The 17,639-nt window shown below is 50.4% G+C and carries 15 protein-coding genes, 1 pseudogene and 1 riboswitch; of the genes and pseudogenes, 12 read left to right on the plus strand and 4 right to left on the minus strand.

Annotation, left to right across the window (positions count from 1 at the left end; genetic code table 11):
* Positions 1-66: 66 nt before the first annotated feature.
* Entirely contained in the window at positions 67-1,443 is a 1,377-nt protein-coding gene (gene purB / locus R2103_RS07095; RefSeq protein WP_317530774.1) for an adenylosuccinate lyase, read from the minus strand.
* Between the two features lie 206 nt (positions 1,444-1,649).
* Positions 1,650-1,741: riboswitch (cyclic di-GMP riboswitch) on the plus strand.
* Positions 1,742-1,903: 162 nt separating this feature from the next.
* Between purB and R2103_RS07100 the strand changes: the two genes are divergently transcribed.
* Complete coding sequence (locus R2103_RS07100; protein WP_317530775.1) at positions 1,904-2,740, plus strand: FxDxF family PEP-CTERM protein; 837 nt, start codon at positions 1,904-1,906, stop codon at positions 2,738-2,740.
* Positions 2,741-2,958: 218 nt separating this feature from the next.
* Entirely contained in the window at positions 2,959-5,163 is a 2,205-nt protein-coding gene (locus R2103_RS07105; RefSeq protein ID WP_317530776.1) for a cytochrome-c peroxidase, read from the plus strand.
* Between the two features lie 77 nt (positions 5,164-5,240).
* On the opposite strand, the gene R2103_RS07110 is transcribed toward R2103_RS07105, so the two are convergent.
* Complete coding sequence (locus tag R2103_RS07110; RefSeq protein WP_317530777.1) at positions 5,241-6,575, minus strand: DUF3422 domain-containing protein; 1,335 nt, start codon at positions 6,573-6,575, stop codon at positions 5,241-5,243.
* Between the two features lie 161 nt (positions 6,576-6,736).
* On the opposite strand from R2103_RS07110, the gene bioA reads away from it, so the two are divergent.
* The 5 genes from bioA (at position 6,737) to R2103_RS07135 (ending at position 13,067) form a co-directional block, all read left to right on the plus strand.
* Positions 6,737-8,056, plus strand: a complete 1,320-nt coding sequence (gene bioA, locus R2103_RS07115; RefSeq protein ID WP_317530778.1) for an adenosylmethionine--8-amino-7-oxononanoate transaminase — start codon at positions 6,737-6,739, stop codon at positions 8,054-8,056.
* Between the two features lie 23 nt (positions 8,057-8,079).
* Positions 8,080-9,477 (plus strand): MBL fold metallo-hydrolase, encoded by a 1,398-nt coding sequence (locus R2103_RS07120; protein WP_317530779.1) that lies wholly within the window; start codon positions 8,080-8,082, stop codon positions 9,475-9,477.
* Positions 9,464-9,601: a hypothetical protein gene (locus tag R2103_RS07125; protein ID WP_317530780.1), complete on the plus strand. Its 138-nt coding sequence runs from the start codon at positions 9,464-9,466 to the stop codon at positions 9,599-9,601. The genes R2103_RS07120 and R2103_RS07125 overlap by 14 nt, the downstream gene beginning before the upstream one ends.
* Positions 9,602-9,786: 185 nt before the next feature.
* Entirely contained in the window at positions 9,787-11,901 is a 2,115-nt protein-coding gene (gene ovoA / locus R2103_RS07130) for a 5-histidylcysteine sulfoxide synthase (protein ID WP_317530781.1), read from the plus strand.
* A complete protein-coding gene (locus R2103_RS07135; protein ID WP_317530782.1) occupies positions 11,898-13,067 on the plus strand; it encodes a pyridoxal phosphate-dependent aminotransferase in 1,170 nt (389 codons plus the stop codon). The genes ovoA and R2103_RS07135 overlap by 4 nt, the downstream gene beginning before the upstream one ends.
* Positions 13,068-13,100: 33 nt before the next feature.
* Here R2103_RS07135 and R2103_RS07140 read toward each other — a convergent pair.
* A pseudogene (locus tag R2103_RS07140) lies at positions 13,101-13,310 on the minus strand (phage integrase N-terminal SAM-like domain-containing protein); the annotation flags it as partial.
* 146 nt (positions 13,311-13,456) lie between these two features.
* Here R2103_RS07140 and R2103_RS07145 point away from each other — a divergent pair.
* The 5 genes from R2103_RS07145 (at position 13,457) to R2103_RS07165 (ending at position 16,240) form a co-directional block, all read left to right on the plus strand.
* The gene (locus tag R2103_RS07145) at positions 13,457-13,798 is read left to right on the plus strand and encodes a hypothetical protein (protein WP_317530783.1); all 342 of its coding nucleotides are present in this window, start codon (positions 13,457-13,459) and stop codon (positions 13,796-13,798) included.
* A 90-nt stretch (positions 13,799-13,888) separates the two neighbouring features.
* Positions 13,889-14,764, plus strand: a complete 876-nt coding sequence (locus R2103_RS07150) for a TIR domain-containing protein (protein ID WP_317530784.1) — start codon at positions 13,889-13,891, stop codon at positions 14,762-14,764.
* Between the two features lies 1 nt (position 14,765).
* Positions 14,766-14,909, plus strand: coding sequence for a hypothetical protein (locus R2103_RS07155; RefSeq protein WP_317530785.1), 144 nt, complete (start codon positions 14,766-14,768; stop codon positions 14,907-14,909).
* Positions 14,910-15,143: 234 nt separating this feature from the next.
* Complete coding sequence (locus R2103_RS07160) at positions 15,144-15,857, plus strand: RDD family protein (protein WP_317530786.1); 714 nt, start codon at positions 15,144-15,146, stop codon at positions 15,855-15,857.
* A gap of 182 nt (positions 15,858-16,039) precedes the next feature.
* Positions 16,040-16,240: an NF038104 family lipoprotein gene (locus tag R2103_RS07165; protein WP_317530787.1), complete on the plus strand. Its 201-nt coding sequence runs from the start codon at positions 16,040-16,042 to the stop codon at positions 16,238-16,240.
* A gap of 91 nt (positions 16,241-16,331) precedes the next feature.
* Here the strand turns inward: R2103_RS07165 and phoR are convergent, their stop codons facing one another.
* Entirely contained in the window at positions 16,332-17,639 is a 1,308-nt protein-coding gene (phoR, locus tag R2103_RS07170) for a phosphate regulon sensor histidine kinase PhoR (RefSeq protein WP_317530788.1), read from the minus strand.

Genomic DNA, 17,639 nt, shown 5'->3' on the forward strand with positions numbered 1-17,639 from the left:
CTGCGAATACGTAGAGAAATGATGAATTAGTGATACTAATCAGTATATTGTTCATCTGAATAATTTTCAGTTTTTGATTCTTCCGGCCAGATCGCGGGCTTTGCCAATATAGTTTCGTGGCGTCATCGCCAGTAAACGTTTTTTTTCCCCTTCTGGAATGCTCAAACCAGCGATGAATTGATGTAACGCAGCCTGCGTGATTCCCCCCTTGCCGCGCGTCAGTGCTTTTAGCTGTTCGTATGGATTGGCAACGCCATAGCGCCGCATCACGGTTTGAATCGGCTCCGCCAGGATCTCCCAGGCATTATCCAGGTCGGCAGCCAGCTGTGTCATATTCACGTCCAGTTTGTTGAGTCCTTTGAGGCACGAATCATAAGCCAGCAGCGTATGGCCTAACGCTACGCCCATATTGCGCAGCACGGTGGAATCGGTTAAATCGCGCTGCCAGCGGGATACGGGCAATTTTTCGCTCAAATGCCGCAACAAGGCATTGGCAATCCCCAGATTGCCTTCCGAGTTTTCAAAATCAATCGGATTGACTTTATGCGGCATGGTGGAAGAACCGACTTCATCCGCTTTGGTTTTTTGCTTGAAATAGCCGAGCGAAATATAGCCCCAGATATCGCGGTTCAAATCCAACAAAATGGTGTTAATCCGGGCATAGGCATCGAACAACTCGGCCATGGTATCGTGCGGCTCAATCTGCGTGGTGTAAGGATTGAATTCCAGTCCCAACTTCTCGACAAACGATTGCGCGAATTTTTCCCAGTCCAGATCCGGGTACGCGGATAAATGCGCGTTGTAATTACCCACTGCGCCATTGATTTTGCCCAGTATGGCGACAGCCGCCAATTTTTCCCTACCGCGTTGCAAGCGATACACGGTATTGGCGATCTCCTTGCCTAAAGTCGTCGGTGTTGCCGGTTGCCCGTGCGTGCGCGCCAGCATCGCCACATCCGCCAATTGGTGTGCCAATTCGATCAAGCGCGCAATGATTTTGTCGAGCGCCGGTAACATGACTTTTTCCAGACTCAGCTTCAACATCAAGCCGTGCGACAGATTATTGATATCTTCCGAAGTGCAGGCGAAATGAATAAATTCGGCCACTTTGACCACTTCCGCATTACCCGCGAGTTTTTGCTTTAACCAATATTCCACCGCCTTAACGTCATGATTGGTTGTCGCTTCTATGGCTTTAACCGCTGCCGCGTCCTCGACCGAAAAATTGGCTGTCAAATCGTCCAATTGCGCATGAGTTACCGCAGAAAAAGCTGGCACTTCCACAATCTCAGAGTCATCGCTCAATGCTCTGAGCCACGCAACCTCAACTTGCACGCGGAAACGAATCAGCGCGAATTCACTGAAATAAAATCGTAATGGCTCAACTTTGCTGTGATAACGGCCATCCAGGGGAGATAAAGCGGTAATAACGGTGGAATTCATGATATTGGCAATTTTTCAGAAGGCCGGATTTTACCATGCTTGTTGTGTGCTCAAAGCGGTTAATTTGTCTGGCAATTTCTCGATAGCATTTGGCGCAATCCCGCACCACTATTGGTGGTGTGGCAATTTGCCGCAGCGACAATTTGTCGCATTGTTTTATCAGAATTTTCCCATAAACTATAAAAACGTAATTTATTGAGACAGATACCAGACAAAGCCACGCTTGCCGCTAGACAGGCACGGAAAGCCAGCGGATCTCATTTGAATCTTACCAATGTGAGATGGCCGGGTTGCCTCCCGTGAGTATGGGGAGTAGCTGAAACAAACAGTGTGAAATTACCGCACAGGTTTCAGATCATCGCTCAAAAAGAAGCGCCGCACAGTTGTTGTTTCTTCTCAATTCTACAAGCAACCGGCAGCGCCGCAAAACCTTTAAATAGTATCGTTTTGGAGAAAAGAAATGCAATTAAAATCATATCATAAGAAAACAAGTACACTGGCTTCAGCCGTCATTATTTCGCTTGCAGCATTGGCAAGTAGCCATGTCCATGCAGCCGATGCTGTATCACCCAAAGGCTGGGTCGGCAGTGATAATGTCGTGAGTCTGGGTGAAACCATTACAGCCAATGAAAGCGGCTTGAAAAGCGCATACACAGGCAATCCAAATCTGAATTTCTCTGCTTGGGCGCATACCGGAGATTGGTTTGTTTTTCAAAATACCAATTTGGCGGATGTGAGCGTAACCGTTTCCGGAGCTGCTGGATTTGCTCCAGGTTTGACCGTGTGGGCAACCGGCGCGGCGAAATTTGATGGTGGCACCGAAGGCTTTGGTTCAGAAATCAGCGCCGCAGGATTTGGCACGCCGCACTCACTGAACGCTACCGGTGCAATCGGCGATGCAGGCACGCTGTGGATGGCCAACGGCCAAGGCGGTAATGCCATCGAAACCCTTGGATATGCAGTTTCAGGTCCGGCTGCATTCACTGCAGCCGACACAGGTTGGGGCGAAACCATTTTTACCGGCGCGCATGATGTGAGCGTAACCAACACATTTGAAAACGGGGTAACCGGCAGCACCAGTGCAAACATAGCAACGCTAACATTCAATGACTTAGCCTCAGGCTGGTACGCTGTATATGTCGGCGGCACCAACCATGCTTCAGCAGGTGGAGCGTTTGCATTGACAGTTAGCGCAGTACCGGAAGCAGAAACCTGGGCGATGCTGCTCGTGGGTCTGGGTTTAGTTGGCTGGCGTCTGAGAAGATCACCGTCAGAATCATGCGAAGCCGCAGCTTAATCATCGCATGATGTATCGATAAGCAGTTACGGAGGGTTTTTACAGAACCCTCCGTTCTTACCAAAAAAATCAATCCAGTCATAACTAAATTTCACGCAGCTTAAGCGCAGCTCGTGATGAACACAATCGTGAGCGCCTCAAACATGTAAATCGTTCTGATGTTCCATAACACACCATAGCGCACATACTGAATTGCAGGGCGCATGAGGAGTAATATCATGATAATCAATATAAAAAACACCATTATTACCTTAGTCCGGATAGCTTGCCTTACTATTTGCATCGTTTCAGTGTCGCGAGCTGATGGATTCGGGCCTATTCCCATGTCTCTGAAAGGCGCGCCGGTTCCCGAAGTACCCGGCTTACTGGATGGCCCTGATCCGATTATTATCAATAAGAACAAAGCAATCGCATTGGGCAAAGCTTTATTCTGGGATGTTAATGTGGGAAGCGACGGTATCGCTTGTGCCACTTGCCATTATCATGCGGGCGCGGACCGCCGCACAAAAAATCAAATTGCACCGGCCGGTAGAAACAGCACACTACCGAAGGAATTTTCGCTGGCAAACGACGGAACCCCTCGCGGACCGAATAGTAAACTCAAAAAGACCGATTTTCCTTTTTTCCAAACCAGCGATCCGATGAGCCCCACCGGTGAACCTATTTATGTCAACAATGACGTGGTATCGTCCTCGGGCACTTTCGGTGGCGACTATCGCGATGTCGAATGGTTTCAGGAAAAAAACGATGAATGCGAACGCAGCACCGATCCGGTATTTCATGCCGGCGCAAAAAGCACTCGCAAGGTTGAACCGCGTAATACACCAACCATCATCAATTCAGTTTTCAATTTTCGCAGTTTTTGGGACGGCCGCGCCAACAACATATTTAACGGCAGCAGCCCTTGGGGGGATCGCGACCCGGATGCCGGTGTTTGGGTGAAAAATAGCGACGGCACAGTCACCAAACAACGGTTAAGACTGATCAATTCCTCGCTTGCATCTCTAGCCGTCGCTCCTCCATTGGATAACTTTGAAATGAGTTGTCATGGCCGCACTTTCGCCGATCTGGGCCGTAAATTATTAAACCGTAAACCACTGGAACATCAACGCGTTCACTGGAACGATAGCGTTCTCGGCCCATTGGCATACAGCACCAATAATAACTTGCAGAAAGGTTTGAATACGCGTTATTACCGGTTGGTCATGGATGCATTTAATTCCAAATACTGGAAACATACCGATGTTGGTTTGTTTGGCTCTCCCTCGCCCGCCTCGGCAACGCACAATTTGCCTTACCGGCAGATAGAGGCCAACTTTGCCCTATTCTTTGCGCTTGCTATTCAAATGTATGAATCGACACTGATTTCAGACGATTCACCTTTTGACCAAAGTGCTGTTGATGAACATGGCATGCCGACTGAACTCAGCGAATCGGCGCTGCGTGGGTTGGATGTTTTTCGTGATTCACATTGCGCACTCTGCCATATTGGCCCGAACTTCACCTCATCCGCTGTCGTGACGAATGGCATTTTGCAAAAAATCAACCCGCATGCATTCGGCAACTCCTCTTTCCGCATCAGTACCACGAACGTTGTGACCTATTTATCGCTGACCGGCGGCATGATGTTTCAGGATACCGGCTTTTCCGGAACCGGCGTCACGCCCGTAGAAAACGATATCGGTTTAGGTGGCGTCGATCCCTTTGGAAATCCCCTATCGTTCGCCGATCAATACATGCAGCTTTTGGCCGGCAATAAAGCGGGAATTATCGATCCTTATGTTGCCGATGTGCGCGCATGCGATTTTGATACAGCCATTGCACTGGATCGCGATAAGCCGCATCCGCTGCTATTTACCCGCGCGGATGGCATACAAAAACAAACACAGGATGCTACGGATTGTTTCAATCCGGCAGGTGCATTTATCCCGACAGTTGATGCAGCTGCCGCGGAACTGAAAAAAGCTAAGAGGAAACGTTTTTTAAGCGCCGCTGCGGGCACATTTAAAATCCCAACACTAAGAAACATCGAACTAACGGGACCTTACATGCATAACGGCGGTATGGCTTCATTAGAAGAAGTGTTGGAATTTTATATCCGGGGCGGTAATTTTGAAGTACCGCCGAAAGAATTCGGCAAAGTTTTTTCACAAGTTGATTTGCAATTGTCACCGGAAAGCCGTGAAGACTTGGTGAATTTTCTGAAAAGCCTGACAGATGATCGTGTGCGCTATGAGAAAGCACCTTTTGATCATCCGGAATTGGCCGTTCCACACGGCCATGCGGGAAATAATGTGCTGATCACGGCAACTCACCCGCTGAGCGATAACTTCGCGGCGGATGAATATTTCACGGTACCTGCGGTAGGCGCTGAAGGAAGAGGGATCAACCCATTGTATCCATTCGAGCGCTATCTGCAATAACATTTGCAGCGTTGTCCGTTCATAAAACAGGCTGGAGAATCACCCGTCGAGGTTTTTTTCAAGCCTGTTTACTTATCTCAATGCAGTTTAAAAAACTTATCGTGAATGCGCCGTGTAGCCCGCCATACCGCCCAGAGCACAACCGGAATCATCACCCCGGCAGCCAGTTCAGGATGAACCGGCAAACCCGCCGCCTTGCCAGCTTTAGCCAGATACAGCAATAAACTGACCACATAATACGAAATCGCCGCAATCGACAAACCTTCCACCGTGCTTTGCAGCCGCAGCTGGAGCTCTTGACCGCGCGTCAGTTTTTCCAGCAATTGCTGATTCTGTGCTTCAGTCAAAATATCAACGCGAGTACGCAACAAAGCACTGGCGCGTGAAACGCGCGCGGAAAGATAACTCATGCGCTGCACAGTCGCTTCAACTGTCGCAATCGCCGGAGACAACCGCCGTTGCATGAATTCGCCAATCGTCTGAGTGCCCGGTATCGCTTGCTCCCGGAGTTCGGCGATGCGTTGCGTCACCAGCTTGTTATATGCTTGTGTCGCGGCAAAGCGATACGCGTGTTGAACTGTCGCACGTTCAATCCGCGCGGCTAACGCAATCAACGTATCGAGCAATTCCTGATCGGACGCCGCTTTATTTTCCAGCCGCGCCGTGATATCCGCCAACTGCTGTTCCGCGCTGGTCAACTCAGGAAACAGCCGTTTGGCAACCGGCAAACCACGCAATGCCATCAAGCGGTAAGTTTCGATTTCGAGCAAACGCTGCGAAACTCGCCCGGCACGCGTTTCGGAAGAACCCGCTGGCATAATCACCAGCATGCGTTCAAAGCCGCTATGACGCAACATGAAATCCGTGACTGCCAGGGAATGCCGTTCTCTGCCGATCAGCGACGCCACCACAGGATTTCCCCCCAGCCATTTGCGAGCCTGCAACAGCAATTCTTCAGGTTGATTCAGATCGCCACAGACCATCGCCAGTTTGACCGCAGCAAACGTGCGGCCAGGAATTTCAGCCAGCCAATCGCGCGGTAACGTCACATAAGAAAGTAATTCCGGATCGGTCGCCCCCAATTGCGCGGTTTCGGGTAAATTCTGCACCACTGAATAGCGTGTAAATTCGCTGTGACGCTCCCAGCGCACGGTATAGCCTTGCAAGCGCAGCCGCAGAAAATTATTTTGCAACTGTTCGAGCATCAGCGTTTGCTGGCCGGGAAGACGGCGCAAATGTTCGCATTCTTGTTCGCGCGTGATGCCTTCGTTAATGACCACTACATACACCACCAGTGCAGGCAAGCGGATGCGTTGACTGGGGCGGGCATGCACCTCGTTGTGCAACAAAATACGTTGCGGATCATTATCGGGCAGCAAATCGGTTAAACCGGAATCAATACTGGAGTACATGCAGGCAAAATAAGCAAAATGGTTTGAAGGTTTGAATGTACCAAGGATTCTATACCAGGTCAAAAGCCCTGAAAAATGGCGATTCATAGTCTACAATGACCGGACACAACAACAAATTACAACTATCTTCTGAGATTCTTACTATCCGGTTTCGCAATTACATGGCCAATTCATCTTCAACACAACTCCAGCACAGAAGCCTTGCCGCCGTATGGCACCCCTGCACGCAAATGAAACAGCACGAGACCTATCCGCTCGTTCCTATTGTCAGCGGCAAAGGCGCATGGTTATACGATGCCGACGGTAACCGCTATCTGGATGCGATCGGTTCTTGGTGGGTCAATTTGTTCGGTCATGCCAATCCGGTCATTAATGCCGCGATCCGCGACCAATTGGAAAAAATCGAGCATGTCATGCTGGCGGGCTTTACCCATGAACCGGTCGTCGCACTATCGGAGCGGCTCAAACGCATCGCACCCGGTTCGCTCGGACATTGTTTTTATGCCAGCGACGGCGCATCGGCGATTGAGATCGCCTTAAAAATGAGTTTTCACTACTGGCTTTTGAACGGGCAGCCGCAAAAAAACGGTTTTATCAGCCTGCAAAATGATTATCACGGCGAAACCCTCGGCGCGTTATCCGTCACCGATGTAGCCATTTTTCGCGAAACGTATGCGCCATTGCTCAGACCCTGCACCCATGTCCCCACACCGGACTGGCGCTACGCGGCAGCAGGCGAATCCGCTGAAGCTTACGCGCTCCGCGCCGCTGCGGCATTGGAACACTATCTGGCGGAACATCATGCGCAAACAGCTGCGCTCATTCTTGAACCGCTGGTTCAAGGCGCGGCGGGAATGGGCATGTACCATCCCATTTATTTACAATGCGCCCGAGAAATTTGCGACCGCTATCAAGTGCATTTGATCGCCGATGAAATCGCGGTCGGTTTTGGCCGTACCGGAACCCTGTTTGCTTGTAACCAGGCAAATATCGCGCCGGATTTCTTATGTTTGTCGAAAGGATTGAGCGGCGGCTACTTGCCGCTTTCCGTCGTAATGACGACCGATGTTGTTTTTCAGGCTTTTTACGATGACAAAACCGCACGCGCTTTTTTGCATTCGCATTCGCACACCGGCAACGCGCTGGCATGCCGCGCCGCTTTGGCTTCTCTGGATATTTTTGAACAAGACCAGGTTATTACAGCAAACAAACATAAGGCCGCGTACCTGAATCGCATTGCAGCACCGTTAGCGGCTCATCCCAAAGTGTGGAATTTCCGTAATTGCGGCATGATCTGGGCGTTCGAGGTCGAAACGGATGATGTCGATTTTGCCGCGCAGTGCTTTCAAGCCGGATTGAAGCAACAATTAGTGTTGCGCCCTCTGGGGAAAACCATTTATTTCATGCCGCCTTATATTATTAACGAGCAGGAAATGAATTTACTGGTCGACGGCACGTTGCACGTGCTGAATACGCTCTAACTTCATAACAGCGAGTAAATGCGATGCAACTGACATTTTTAGGCGCAGCAGGCGAAGTAACCGGCTCCAGCTATCTGATCGAAACCGGATCGGTTCGTTTTTTGGTCGATTGCGGCATGTTTCAGGGTGGACGCGAAGCCGACAAGAAAAACCGCACGGCTTTTAAATACGATCCCAAAACCATCGATTTTGTCTTGCTGACGCATGCACATATCGATCATTCCGGTTTATTGCCGCGGTTGAGCGCGTGGGGTTTTCGCGGTCCGGTTTATTGCACTGCGGCAACGGCGGATTTATTGCAGGTAATGTTGAAAGATAGTGCGTACATTCAGGAAAAAGAAATCGAATGGCGCAATCAATCGCGCCGCCGCGGTCAATCCACTCAGGAGCTTGCACCGCTGTATACCGTAGCGCAGGCGGAAGCACTGTTAAAGCAATTGCAGCGCGTCGATTACAATACCGAACTCAATCCGCATCCGTCGATACGCTGTTGTTTCCGTGAAGCCGGTCATATTCTCGGTTCCGCTATCATCGAGTTGTGGGTCAAAAAACAGACCGGCACCAAGAAAATTGTGTTCTCCGGCGATCTGGGGACACCCGGCCATCCGATTGTGCGCGATCCGGCTTTCATCCGCCAGGCGGATATCCTGCTGATCGAATCCACTTATGGCAATCGCCTGCACCGCAACATGCCGGATACCATCGAGGAGCTCGTTTATGCCATTAACAACACGCTCGTGCATAAAGGCGGCAATGTCATCATTCCGGCTTTTACCGTCGGGCGGACGCAGGATTTGTTGTTTTTGCTGATTGACTTGTACCGCCAGGGCAAACTGGGCGAAATGGCGATTTATGTCGATTCGCCGATGGCGCGGGCGGCAACGGAAATCACGCTGAAACATCTGGCATTGCTCGACGCGGAAGCTTCCGATGCGCTGCACTGGATGAATCAGAATGTGCAAAAACCACGCATTCATTTTGTGCAGGATATCGAAGAATCCATGCAGCTCAATCACATCAAGCACGGCATTATCATCATTTCAGCCAGCGGCATGTGCGATGCCGGCCGTATCAAGCATCACTTGAAATACAATCTTGACCGCGCCGAATGCAGCATCCTGATTACCGGATTCCAAGCGGAAAGAACATTGGGTAGGCGGCTTGTCGACGGCGCAAAACTAGTTAAAATTTTTGGTCAGGATATTCGCGTCAAAGCTGCCATTTATACAATCGGCGGACTCTCAGCCCATGCCGATCAGGCCGATCTGCTCAATTGGCTGGGCCACTTCGAAAAAGCGCCGGAAAATATTTTTGTGGTGCACGGCGAACTCAGCAACTCCACCGCCTTAGCCGCTGCCATTCAGCAGAAACTCAATTGGACGGCAACTATTCCGGAATATTTGTCTGTTGTTACGCTGTAAATCCGCAGCACCGGGTTCAGCTGCACTATCCAGGCGGATTCAACCCACTGAGGAATTACTGGCATTCAAGAACGATACGCAGCGCTTGGTGAGCGGCGCATACGGCCCTTCCATCAGCGATTAGCCGTCCGGAACGAGAAATTGTTTATAATTTAGTCCTTAAAACAAGTCATTTTTCTAAATTTCTTGTAATCTTTTGCACCTAATATCAATGTTTAATGACATTTATCCCGGTTAAAGTATGGCTTGAAAAGCGCGAGGCGTTATAATAGCGGTTAATAACCTAGTAAACTGCTAAACATTACCCCTATGCTACAAACCTTATTCCAAAGAACACCGCTACTGGACGGCGATGACATCAACCTGAAACGTGAAGAAATCCGCGCTTATTTTCACAACACGCTGGATCGTTACGAACAACTCTTTGAAACGCTGCGCACTGACGAGGCCTATTACAAAAAACCGATCTCACTGCGCCACCCGCTGATTTTTTATCTCGGCCATACCGCCACATTTTTCGTCAATAAATTGATTCTCGCCGGGCTGATCCCCGAACGCATCAATCCCCGGCTGGAATCGATCTTCGCCGTCGGTGTCGACGAAATGAGCTGGGACGATCTCGATAGCACGCACTACGATTGGCCGACGGTCGGCGAAGTGCGCGCGTACCGCAAAACCATGCGCGCCATGGTCGACAAGCTGATCGCAACGATGCCGCTGGCCTTGCCGATCACCTGGGAAAGCTCGTGGTGGCCGATTGTGATGGGGATCGAGCATGAACGCATTCACCTGGAAACATCGTCGGTTCTGATCCGCCAGCACGCGCTGCATTTCGTGCAACCGCACCCGGATTGGCAGCCGTGCCGCACATCCGGCGCCGCGCCGCAGAATGCTTTAATCAACGTCGCCGCCGGAACGGTCACGCTGCATAAAACCAGAACCAATCATCAGCATTACGGCTGGGATAACGAATATGGCATGCACAGCGCCGATATTGCCGCTTTCCAAGCCAGCAAATACTTGGTCAGTAATCAGGAATTTCTGGCGTTTGTCGAAGCCGGCGGCTACCGCACCGGTAGTTACTGGCCGGAAGAAGGACGTGCCTGGCAAAAATTCACCCAAGCCGAATACCCCACTTTTTGGATCAAGAAAGGCAATGACTGGTGTTTGCGCCTGATGACCGAGGAAGTGCCGATGCCGTGGGATTGGCCGGTTGAAGTCAATTATCACGAAGCCAAAGCGTTCTGTAACTGGAAAGCCGAAACGACCAAGCAACCGGTACGGCTGCCGACCGAGGACGAATGGTACCGGCTGTACGATACCGCGCAATTATCTGAAGTACCGCCGGACGCAAAAGCCAGCGGCAATCTGCATCTGGATTACTATGCGTCGAGCTGTCCGGTCACCGAATTCCCGCAAGGCGAGTTTTTCGATATCACCGGTAACGTCTGGCAATGGACCGAAACGCCGACCTACCCGTTCGAGGGATTCGACGTGCATCCGTTGTACGACGATTTCACCACGCCGACGTTCGATAATCAGCATAATCTGATTAAAGGCGGTTCGTGGATTGCTTGTGGCAACGAATCGATCCGCAGCTCGCGCTACGCCTTCCGTCGCCATTTCTTCCAGCACGCGGGTTTCCGCTATGTCGTGTCGGACGCACCAGCCACACTGCCGGGTTCCAACTACGAAACTGACAAATTGCTGTCGGAATACGCCGAGTTTCATTACGGCGATATGTATTTTGACGTGCCCAATTTCTCCAAGGCACTCGCGGATATCGCCATCGCCGCGACGGGTAACCGGCCTAAACGCAGCGCGCTGGATTTAGGCTGTGCTTCCGGCCGCTCGACCTTCGAGCTGGCCACAGTGTTCGATCATGTCACCGGTATCGATTTCTCCGCGCGTTTCATCGGCCAGGGTGTGCAACTCGCACAGCAAGGTGTTTTGCGCTACACACTGACCGACGAAGGCGAGCTGGTGTCGTACAAGGAACGCACATTAACCGGCCTGGGCCTGGATCACGTCAAACATAAGGTCGAATTTTTCCAGGGCGATGCCTGTAATTTAAAATCCATTTTCACCGGCTACGACCTGATCCTCGCTGCCAACCTGATCGACCGGTTATACGATCCGGCCAAGCTGCTCAATAGCATTCACACGCGCATCAATATGGGCGGTTTGCTGATGATCACGTCGCCGTATACCTGGCTCACCGAACACACCAAGAAAGAAGCGTGGGTCGGCGGCTTCAAGCGCGACGGTGAAAACTTCACCACGCTCGACGGCCTGAAAGAAATGCTCGGCCCGCACTTCCGTCTGATCCAAGGGCCGCAAGCCGTGCCGTTCGTGATCCGCGAAACCAAACGCAAATTCCAGCACACGCTGGCGGAAGTCACCATCTGGGAGCGTATCGCTTGAGCGAAGCGTTCGATTTCGACAGGGAAATCAATCGCGAAGGAACTCACAGTGTCAAATACGATGGACGGCAAACCATGTTCGGCAAAGCCGATGTCATCCCGGCGTGGGTGGCGGACATGGATTTCGCCGCCCCGCCCGCGGTTACACGAGCGCTGACTGAGCGCGCACAACACCCGATCTACGGTTACACCGTATTTCCCGATAACCTGTATGACGCGCTGATCGGCTGGCTGCAACGGCGGCACGGCTGGGCGGTACAGCGCGACTGGATCGTTATGTGCCCCGGCGTGGTGCCGTCGATCAACGCCGCTGTGATGGCGTTCACCCAACCCGGCGAAGCCGTCATCGTCCAACCGCCGGTGTATTTCCCGTTCTTCTCCGCCGTCACGCAAACCGGCCGCAAGCTGATCCAAAACCCGCTGCGCCACGACCATGGCCGTTACACCATCGACTTCGACCATTTGGAACAGTGCGCCCGGCAAGCCAAACTGCTGCTGCTGTGTTCGCCACACAACCCGGTCGGACGCGTGTGGTCGCCGGAAGAATTGCAGCAACTGCAACAAATCGCCACCCGCCACAACCTGATCGTGTTTTCCGATGAAATCCACCACGACTTGATCTACCCCGGCCACCGCCACCACGTGTTGGCTGCCATTGTCAACAATAACAGCAACCTGATCACCGCCGTCGCGCCAAGCAAAACCTTCAATATCCCCGGCTTGAATCTATCCGCGCTGATCATCCCCGATAAAACCGTGCGTCATGCTGTCGCGCAAGTCTTCACCCAATTCCACGTCAGCGCCTCCAACCCGTTCAGCGTCGCCGCCTTCGAAGCCGCCTACCGCGACGGTGAAGCCTGGCTCACCGCATTACAGAATTACCTGCAAGACACCCGTACCAGCGTCGAACACTTCGTCGCGGAACATTTGCCGGACATGCGCGTGATCCAAGCCGAAGGCACCTACCTGCTCTGGTTCGATTGCCGCGAGTGGCACATGACCGACGCGCAACTGAAACACTTCTTTATCCACAAAGCCGGTGTCGGCCTGAATCCGGGCGTGCAATTCGGGCAGGAAGGCAGCGGGTTCATGCGGTTGAATATTGGGGCGCCGAGGAAAACGGTTTTGGTGGTGCTGGAGAGGATAAAACGGGCAATGCGCGGATAATTCTGGCGTATATGGCCGCCTTGTGGCCTGCTCCTGAGTAGAAGCGGGGACATTACGTTCAACGTCAAGGTACGTCAGAAACGCTTCGACTTCTGAACTCCCCATCTCTTTGGGTTGACGTTTGTGATGAAACAAAATAAAACGTTTTATCCAATCCACATAGGTATTTTCAGTACGAATAGAATAGTGCTTTACACGTATACATTCGCGAACTTGATCCAGCAGTTTTGGAGATTTACTCATCCGTGTTTTTTTAGGCCCGTATAAAATACATAATCATCATATCCTAATGAACAAAACAGAAGAATGCTCTAGCATTCTCATTTAGGAAACCAAGTTAAATTATTTTGAATATGTTTAATTTTAGTTGGGCCACGAGATAAACGCACATGACCATACGCAAGCTTACCCTCGTTTTTGTTTACACTGCGCTTCTTGGGATGATGGCGGGCTGTGCTTCGTTCGACCGTGTGGCGGTAACAAAATTTGAGCCGACACGAACCGATGCGAATGCTCAATTTTTCAAATTCACGGCATTCGCCGATGCGGCGTATCCGCTCACGTCGGAGGAAGCTGAACGAACACGGATTGACTGGCTAGAAACATGGCTGCGAGACAACAATTATGACGCCAAGAGGTATGAAGTTATTTCGCGTGTTCCCGTCCTAAGAAAGAAAGGGGTGTTTGGCGATATTTACGACATCTTCTACGAGATCAGGGTTGCCAAATAAGCCCAACCAATCGGTCGAGAGGGACGCTTCGCGGCGTAGCCGCTCGCGCCCCTCACCTTTACGTTAGATTTCCAAAGAGGCATCGTGTAAATGTATAACCTACTTGTAACTGCACATGAAGGCGCATGGGAACTACCCGCGTATGAATACACACGAGATAGATTCCTTGAGCATACAAATGACAAAGAAAAAACCTTGCTCAAGACACTTACGTCCGAACACATTGAACTTCTAAAGTCGTTTCCGTGCCTGTTTGCATATGAGGGAAAAAAAGAATCAGTACGAGTCGGTTATATTCGGTCTCTCAAGGAGCGAAGTCGCTCGATTATGATTGAATATGATTTCGAAACTGACATCCCGCCAATTCCATTCTCAGATATTGCGCCAATCGTGAATCTTCTCGATATTGGCGAATGGGAAATGAATAGAACGCACTGGGCGGTTAAAGATGAAGATTTATTCAGCCGACTGCACGCGGCGGGTCTAATCGATGAGAGATTTATCAATCCCGTTGGTCGCACCGGTAAGCTCGAAGAGCTGAGCTTCAAAGTTGCGTTTTCTTTCCCCGGCGAGGTTCGCGACTGTGTTCTCACAATAGTAAACCGCCTTAAAAGTTCCTTGCCCGCAGGCTCAATTTTTTACGACGACGATTTTACAGCACAATTGGCGAGGCCAAATTTGGATAGTTTGCTTCAATCTGTTTATCTTAAAAATTCCGACTTGATCGTTGTGTTCTTGTCCAAAGAATACGAAAAGAAAAAATGGTGCGGTATAGAGTGGCGAGCAATCCGTGGAATTATCAACAATAAAAGTGATCACGCCATCATGTTTGTAAGGTCTGATGATGCCGAAATTCCTGGCGTTTTTGAACACGATGGTTACATTGATCTACAACGATTCACCCCAGAAGAAGTGGCAGGTTTTATTCTGGATCGAGTTCGCCTAAATGAGCAGCACGTAGGTTGAGGTGAAGAACGAACCCCAACATCAACAAAATCGCCAACCATTGAGCTTCTTCATCCACCCAGCCGGTATCGGCCTGAATCCCGGCGTGCAATCCGGAACCGTGAGCAGCGATTTTATGCAGTTGAATATTGAAGCGCCAAAATAGACGGTTTTACGCGTGCTGGAGAAAATCAGATTGGCTATGCATCGATAGCGTTACGTTCCCAAACTTGAAGAACGAAATAAATTTGGCATGATGACAAAGCTAAATGGGTCAATTAGTTGGAAGTATCAGAAAGTGCCGTAAACTACCATATTTTAGATTTCATTTATGACGTACTATATTGCGTTATTTTGAACGTGCGATTTTAATCATAGCATTGGAGCAAAGGGAAATTCGATGTTTTGTACGCAATGTGGCAAGGAAATAATAGATGATGCGAAGTTTTGCAGGCATTGCGGAGCACCTCTGGAAGCCACGGATCAGAAAACTGTGCCAGAACCCAATGTAGTTTTGTCGACTACTTTGCCCATGCCAATACAGGCTACTGCTTCTGTTGCCCAAATTCGCCCGTGGGTTCGCTACTGGGCGCGTATGTTCGACCTCTACTTGATCTCCATCGTGAGTGGCATAGTCATCAGCTTCCTCTATCCAGACGCGCTCAGCGAGCAGAATAGTGATCAATTTGATCAATTGTTTGGGTTTAGCGTATTTTTTGCTTGGGTGTTCATCGAATCGTTATTCCTTTCAACAACTGGTACAACGCCCGGCAAGTGGCTTTTCAAGATCCGCCTTATACCACCGTCAGGAGAGACACCGGATTATTCAACTGCTTTCTCAAGAAGTTTTAAGGTTTGGTGGTGCGGTTTAGGTATTGGATTTCCACTTATCAGTCTCATCACTCTCATAATGTCGTATAACAAATTGACAAAGAACGGTATAACCAGCTGGGACAAAGATAATGGATTCACTGTTGCGCATGAGCAGATTGGTCTGCTACGGGTGATTTTTGCTATCGCTTTCTTTGTTAGCTTCCTGTTTCTTGCCGCCATCGGAAGTGCAGTGGATATCGAGCAAATAATTCCAGCCGACGCTAATTCGTGGCACGTTTGAGCTGCCGTTAGCCACCTTGTTGAATCTGATTGTTGTTCACAGCAAATGGAAAGCCTACGTCATCCAGGATCAGCGATGGCAATCAGTTCGTAAGTTGGAAAGCGGCATAAATCCCAGAAAAACCGCCTAACTCCGGCTTTCACATTTCATCCAACCCAACATGCTGTCATAATGCCATCGCTATGTCTTCCACTTCCCGATTGTTTATCGCATTACTATTCCTGCTGCATTTGACAGGATGCGCTGTCATAGCGGTTGCCGATGCTGTCGTCACTACCGCTGCGACCGCAGCCAAAGTAACTGTTAAGGCGGTTGGTGCCGTTGCCGACGCGGTTATTCCCGACAGCAAGGAAAAAGAAAAAAACACCGAACCGGAAAAATGAGCATTGCTTAACTGCATGCCTCCGCTGAATCGAGATGAAACGCTTGATACACAGGTTGGACAAAAAAACCGGCGCGGATCACCTGCAAGCATCACACATCAGCCGATACCAGCCTTTTGGCGGGAAACCAGATCGTAAACCGGCTGCCTTTACCGACCTGACTGGTAATTTCGAGGCGTGCCTCGTGCCGGTTCAATACATGTTTGACAATCGCGAGTCCCAATCCGGTGCCGCCGGTTTCCCGTGAACGGCTGCTATCGACGCGATAAAAGCGTTCCGTTAAACGGGGAATGTGTTCCGGTTCGATGCCGATGCCGCTATCTTGCACCCAGAATACCCCCTGCCCGTTGCGTTTTTCCCAATTGATCGTAATTTCGCCCCGATCCGGGGTGTAGCGAATGGCATTGCTGATCAGGTTGCCAAATGCGCTGCGCAATTCTTCCTCGCTGCCCAATAATTGATCTTGCGCGGCAACATTCAATTTGATTTGATGGCGGCCTGCGCTGAGCGATTCCGCATCCTGCAGAACAACGTGCAGCAAATTCACCACGTCCACGGTCTTTTCGCTCACTTTATTCTGTTCATTTTCCAGACGCGACAAAATCAGCAAATCTTCAATCAGCCGCTGCATGCGGAATGTTTGTTCCGTCATTAAGGCCAGGGCACGCTTATTGAAACCGGTATTGACCTGCTCATCGGCTGATAAGGTTTCAAGAAACCCGCCAATGACGGTCAGCGGCGTGCGCAACTCATGAGAGACATTGGCGATAAAGTCGCGCCGCATCGTTTCTATTTTTTCAAAACGCGTAATATCGCGGCTGATCAGTAGTTTCTGGTTATAACCATACGGCACCAACTGGAGTGAAACGATAATACCGTGCTGGCGCGTTTGTTTCAGAATCAAAGGATTGCTGAACTGGCCCGCGGCAAGATACGTCACAAACGGTATTTGCCTGACCAGATAGGTAATTTGCTGGCCTGCATCCAGTGATAGATTAATCCCCAAGTGCTGTTCGGCAACCGGATTACACCATTCAATCCGGTCATTCTGATCCAGGATTACAATGCCGTCAGGCATCGCGGACGTAACACTTTGCATGCGTTCCAGCGCCAGACTGAGTAACTCCTGGCTTTGGCTATGCTGGCGCACATAACGCGCCAAGTGGGCAAAAACATCATCCCAGGCGCCGGAGCCCGCCGGAATACTGGCCGGTGTATGATCGGAAAGTTGCAGCCAGCGCTCCAATGCAACGATGTGACGGATATGATGAAACACCATCCATAACATGACGACGCCAAAGAAAAACAAAGCATTCGCGGCGCCAAGAATCATCCAGAGTAACGCGGTAATGAAGATGACAAAAAGAATGTTGGAGGAACGCTGCCAGATATCGGACAC

The organism is Nitrosomonas sp. Is24 (assembly GCF_033063335.1).
In the GTDB taxonomy this organism is placed as follows: Bacteria; Pseudomonadota; Gammaproteobacteria; order Burkholderiales; family Nitrosomonadaceae; genus Nitrosomonas.

Bases quoted from the DNA above. Each gene is read 5' to 3' on its own strand.
- bioA (WP_317530778.1), top strand. From the start codon at position 6,737: ATGGCCAATTCATCTTCAACACAACTCCAGCACAGAAGCCTTGCCGCC.
- purB (WP_317530774.1), bottom strand. From the start codon at position 1,443: ATGAATTCCACCGTTATTACCGCTTTATCTCCCCTGGATGGCCGTTAT.
- R2103_RS07100 (WP_317530775.1), top strand. From the start codon at position 1,904: ATGCAATTAAAATCATATCATAAGAAAACAAGTACACTGGCTTCAGCC.
- ovoA (WP_317530781.1), top strand. From the start codon at position 9,787: ATGCTACAAACCTTATTCCAAAGAACACCGCTACTGGACGGCGATGAC.
- R2103_RS07160 (WP_317530786.1), top strand. From the start codon at position 15,144: ATGTTTTGTACGCAATGTGGCAAGGAAATAATAGATGATGCGAAGTTT.
- R2103_RS07120 (WP_317530779.1), top strand. From the start codon at position 8,080: ATGCAACTGACATTTTTAGGCGCAGCAGGCGAAGTAACCGGCTCCAGC.
- R2103_RS07165 (WP_317530787.1), top strand. From the start codon at position 16,040: ATGTCTTCCACTTCCCGATTGTTTATCGCATTACTATTCCTGCTGCAT.
- R2103_RS07110 (WP_317530777.1), bottom strand. From the start codon at position 6,575: ATGTACTCCAGTATTGATTCCGGTTTAACCGATTTGCTGCCCGATAAT.
- R2103_RS07105 (WP_317530776.1), top strand. From the start codon at position 2,959: ATGATAATCAATATAAAAAACACCATTATTACCTTAGTCCGGATAGCT.
- R2103_RS07150 (WP_317530784.1), top strand. From the start codon at position 13,889: ATGTATAACCTACTTGTAACTGCACATGAAGGCGCATGGGAACTACCC.
- R2103_RS07145 (WP_317530783.1), top strand. From the start codon at position 13,457: ATGACCATACGCAAGCTTACCCTCGTTTTTGTTTACACTGCGCTTCTT.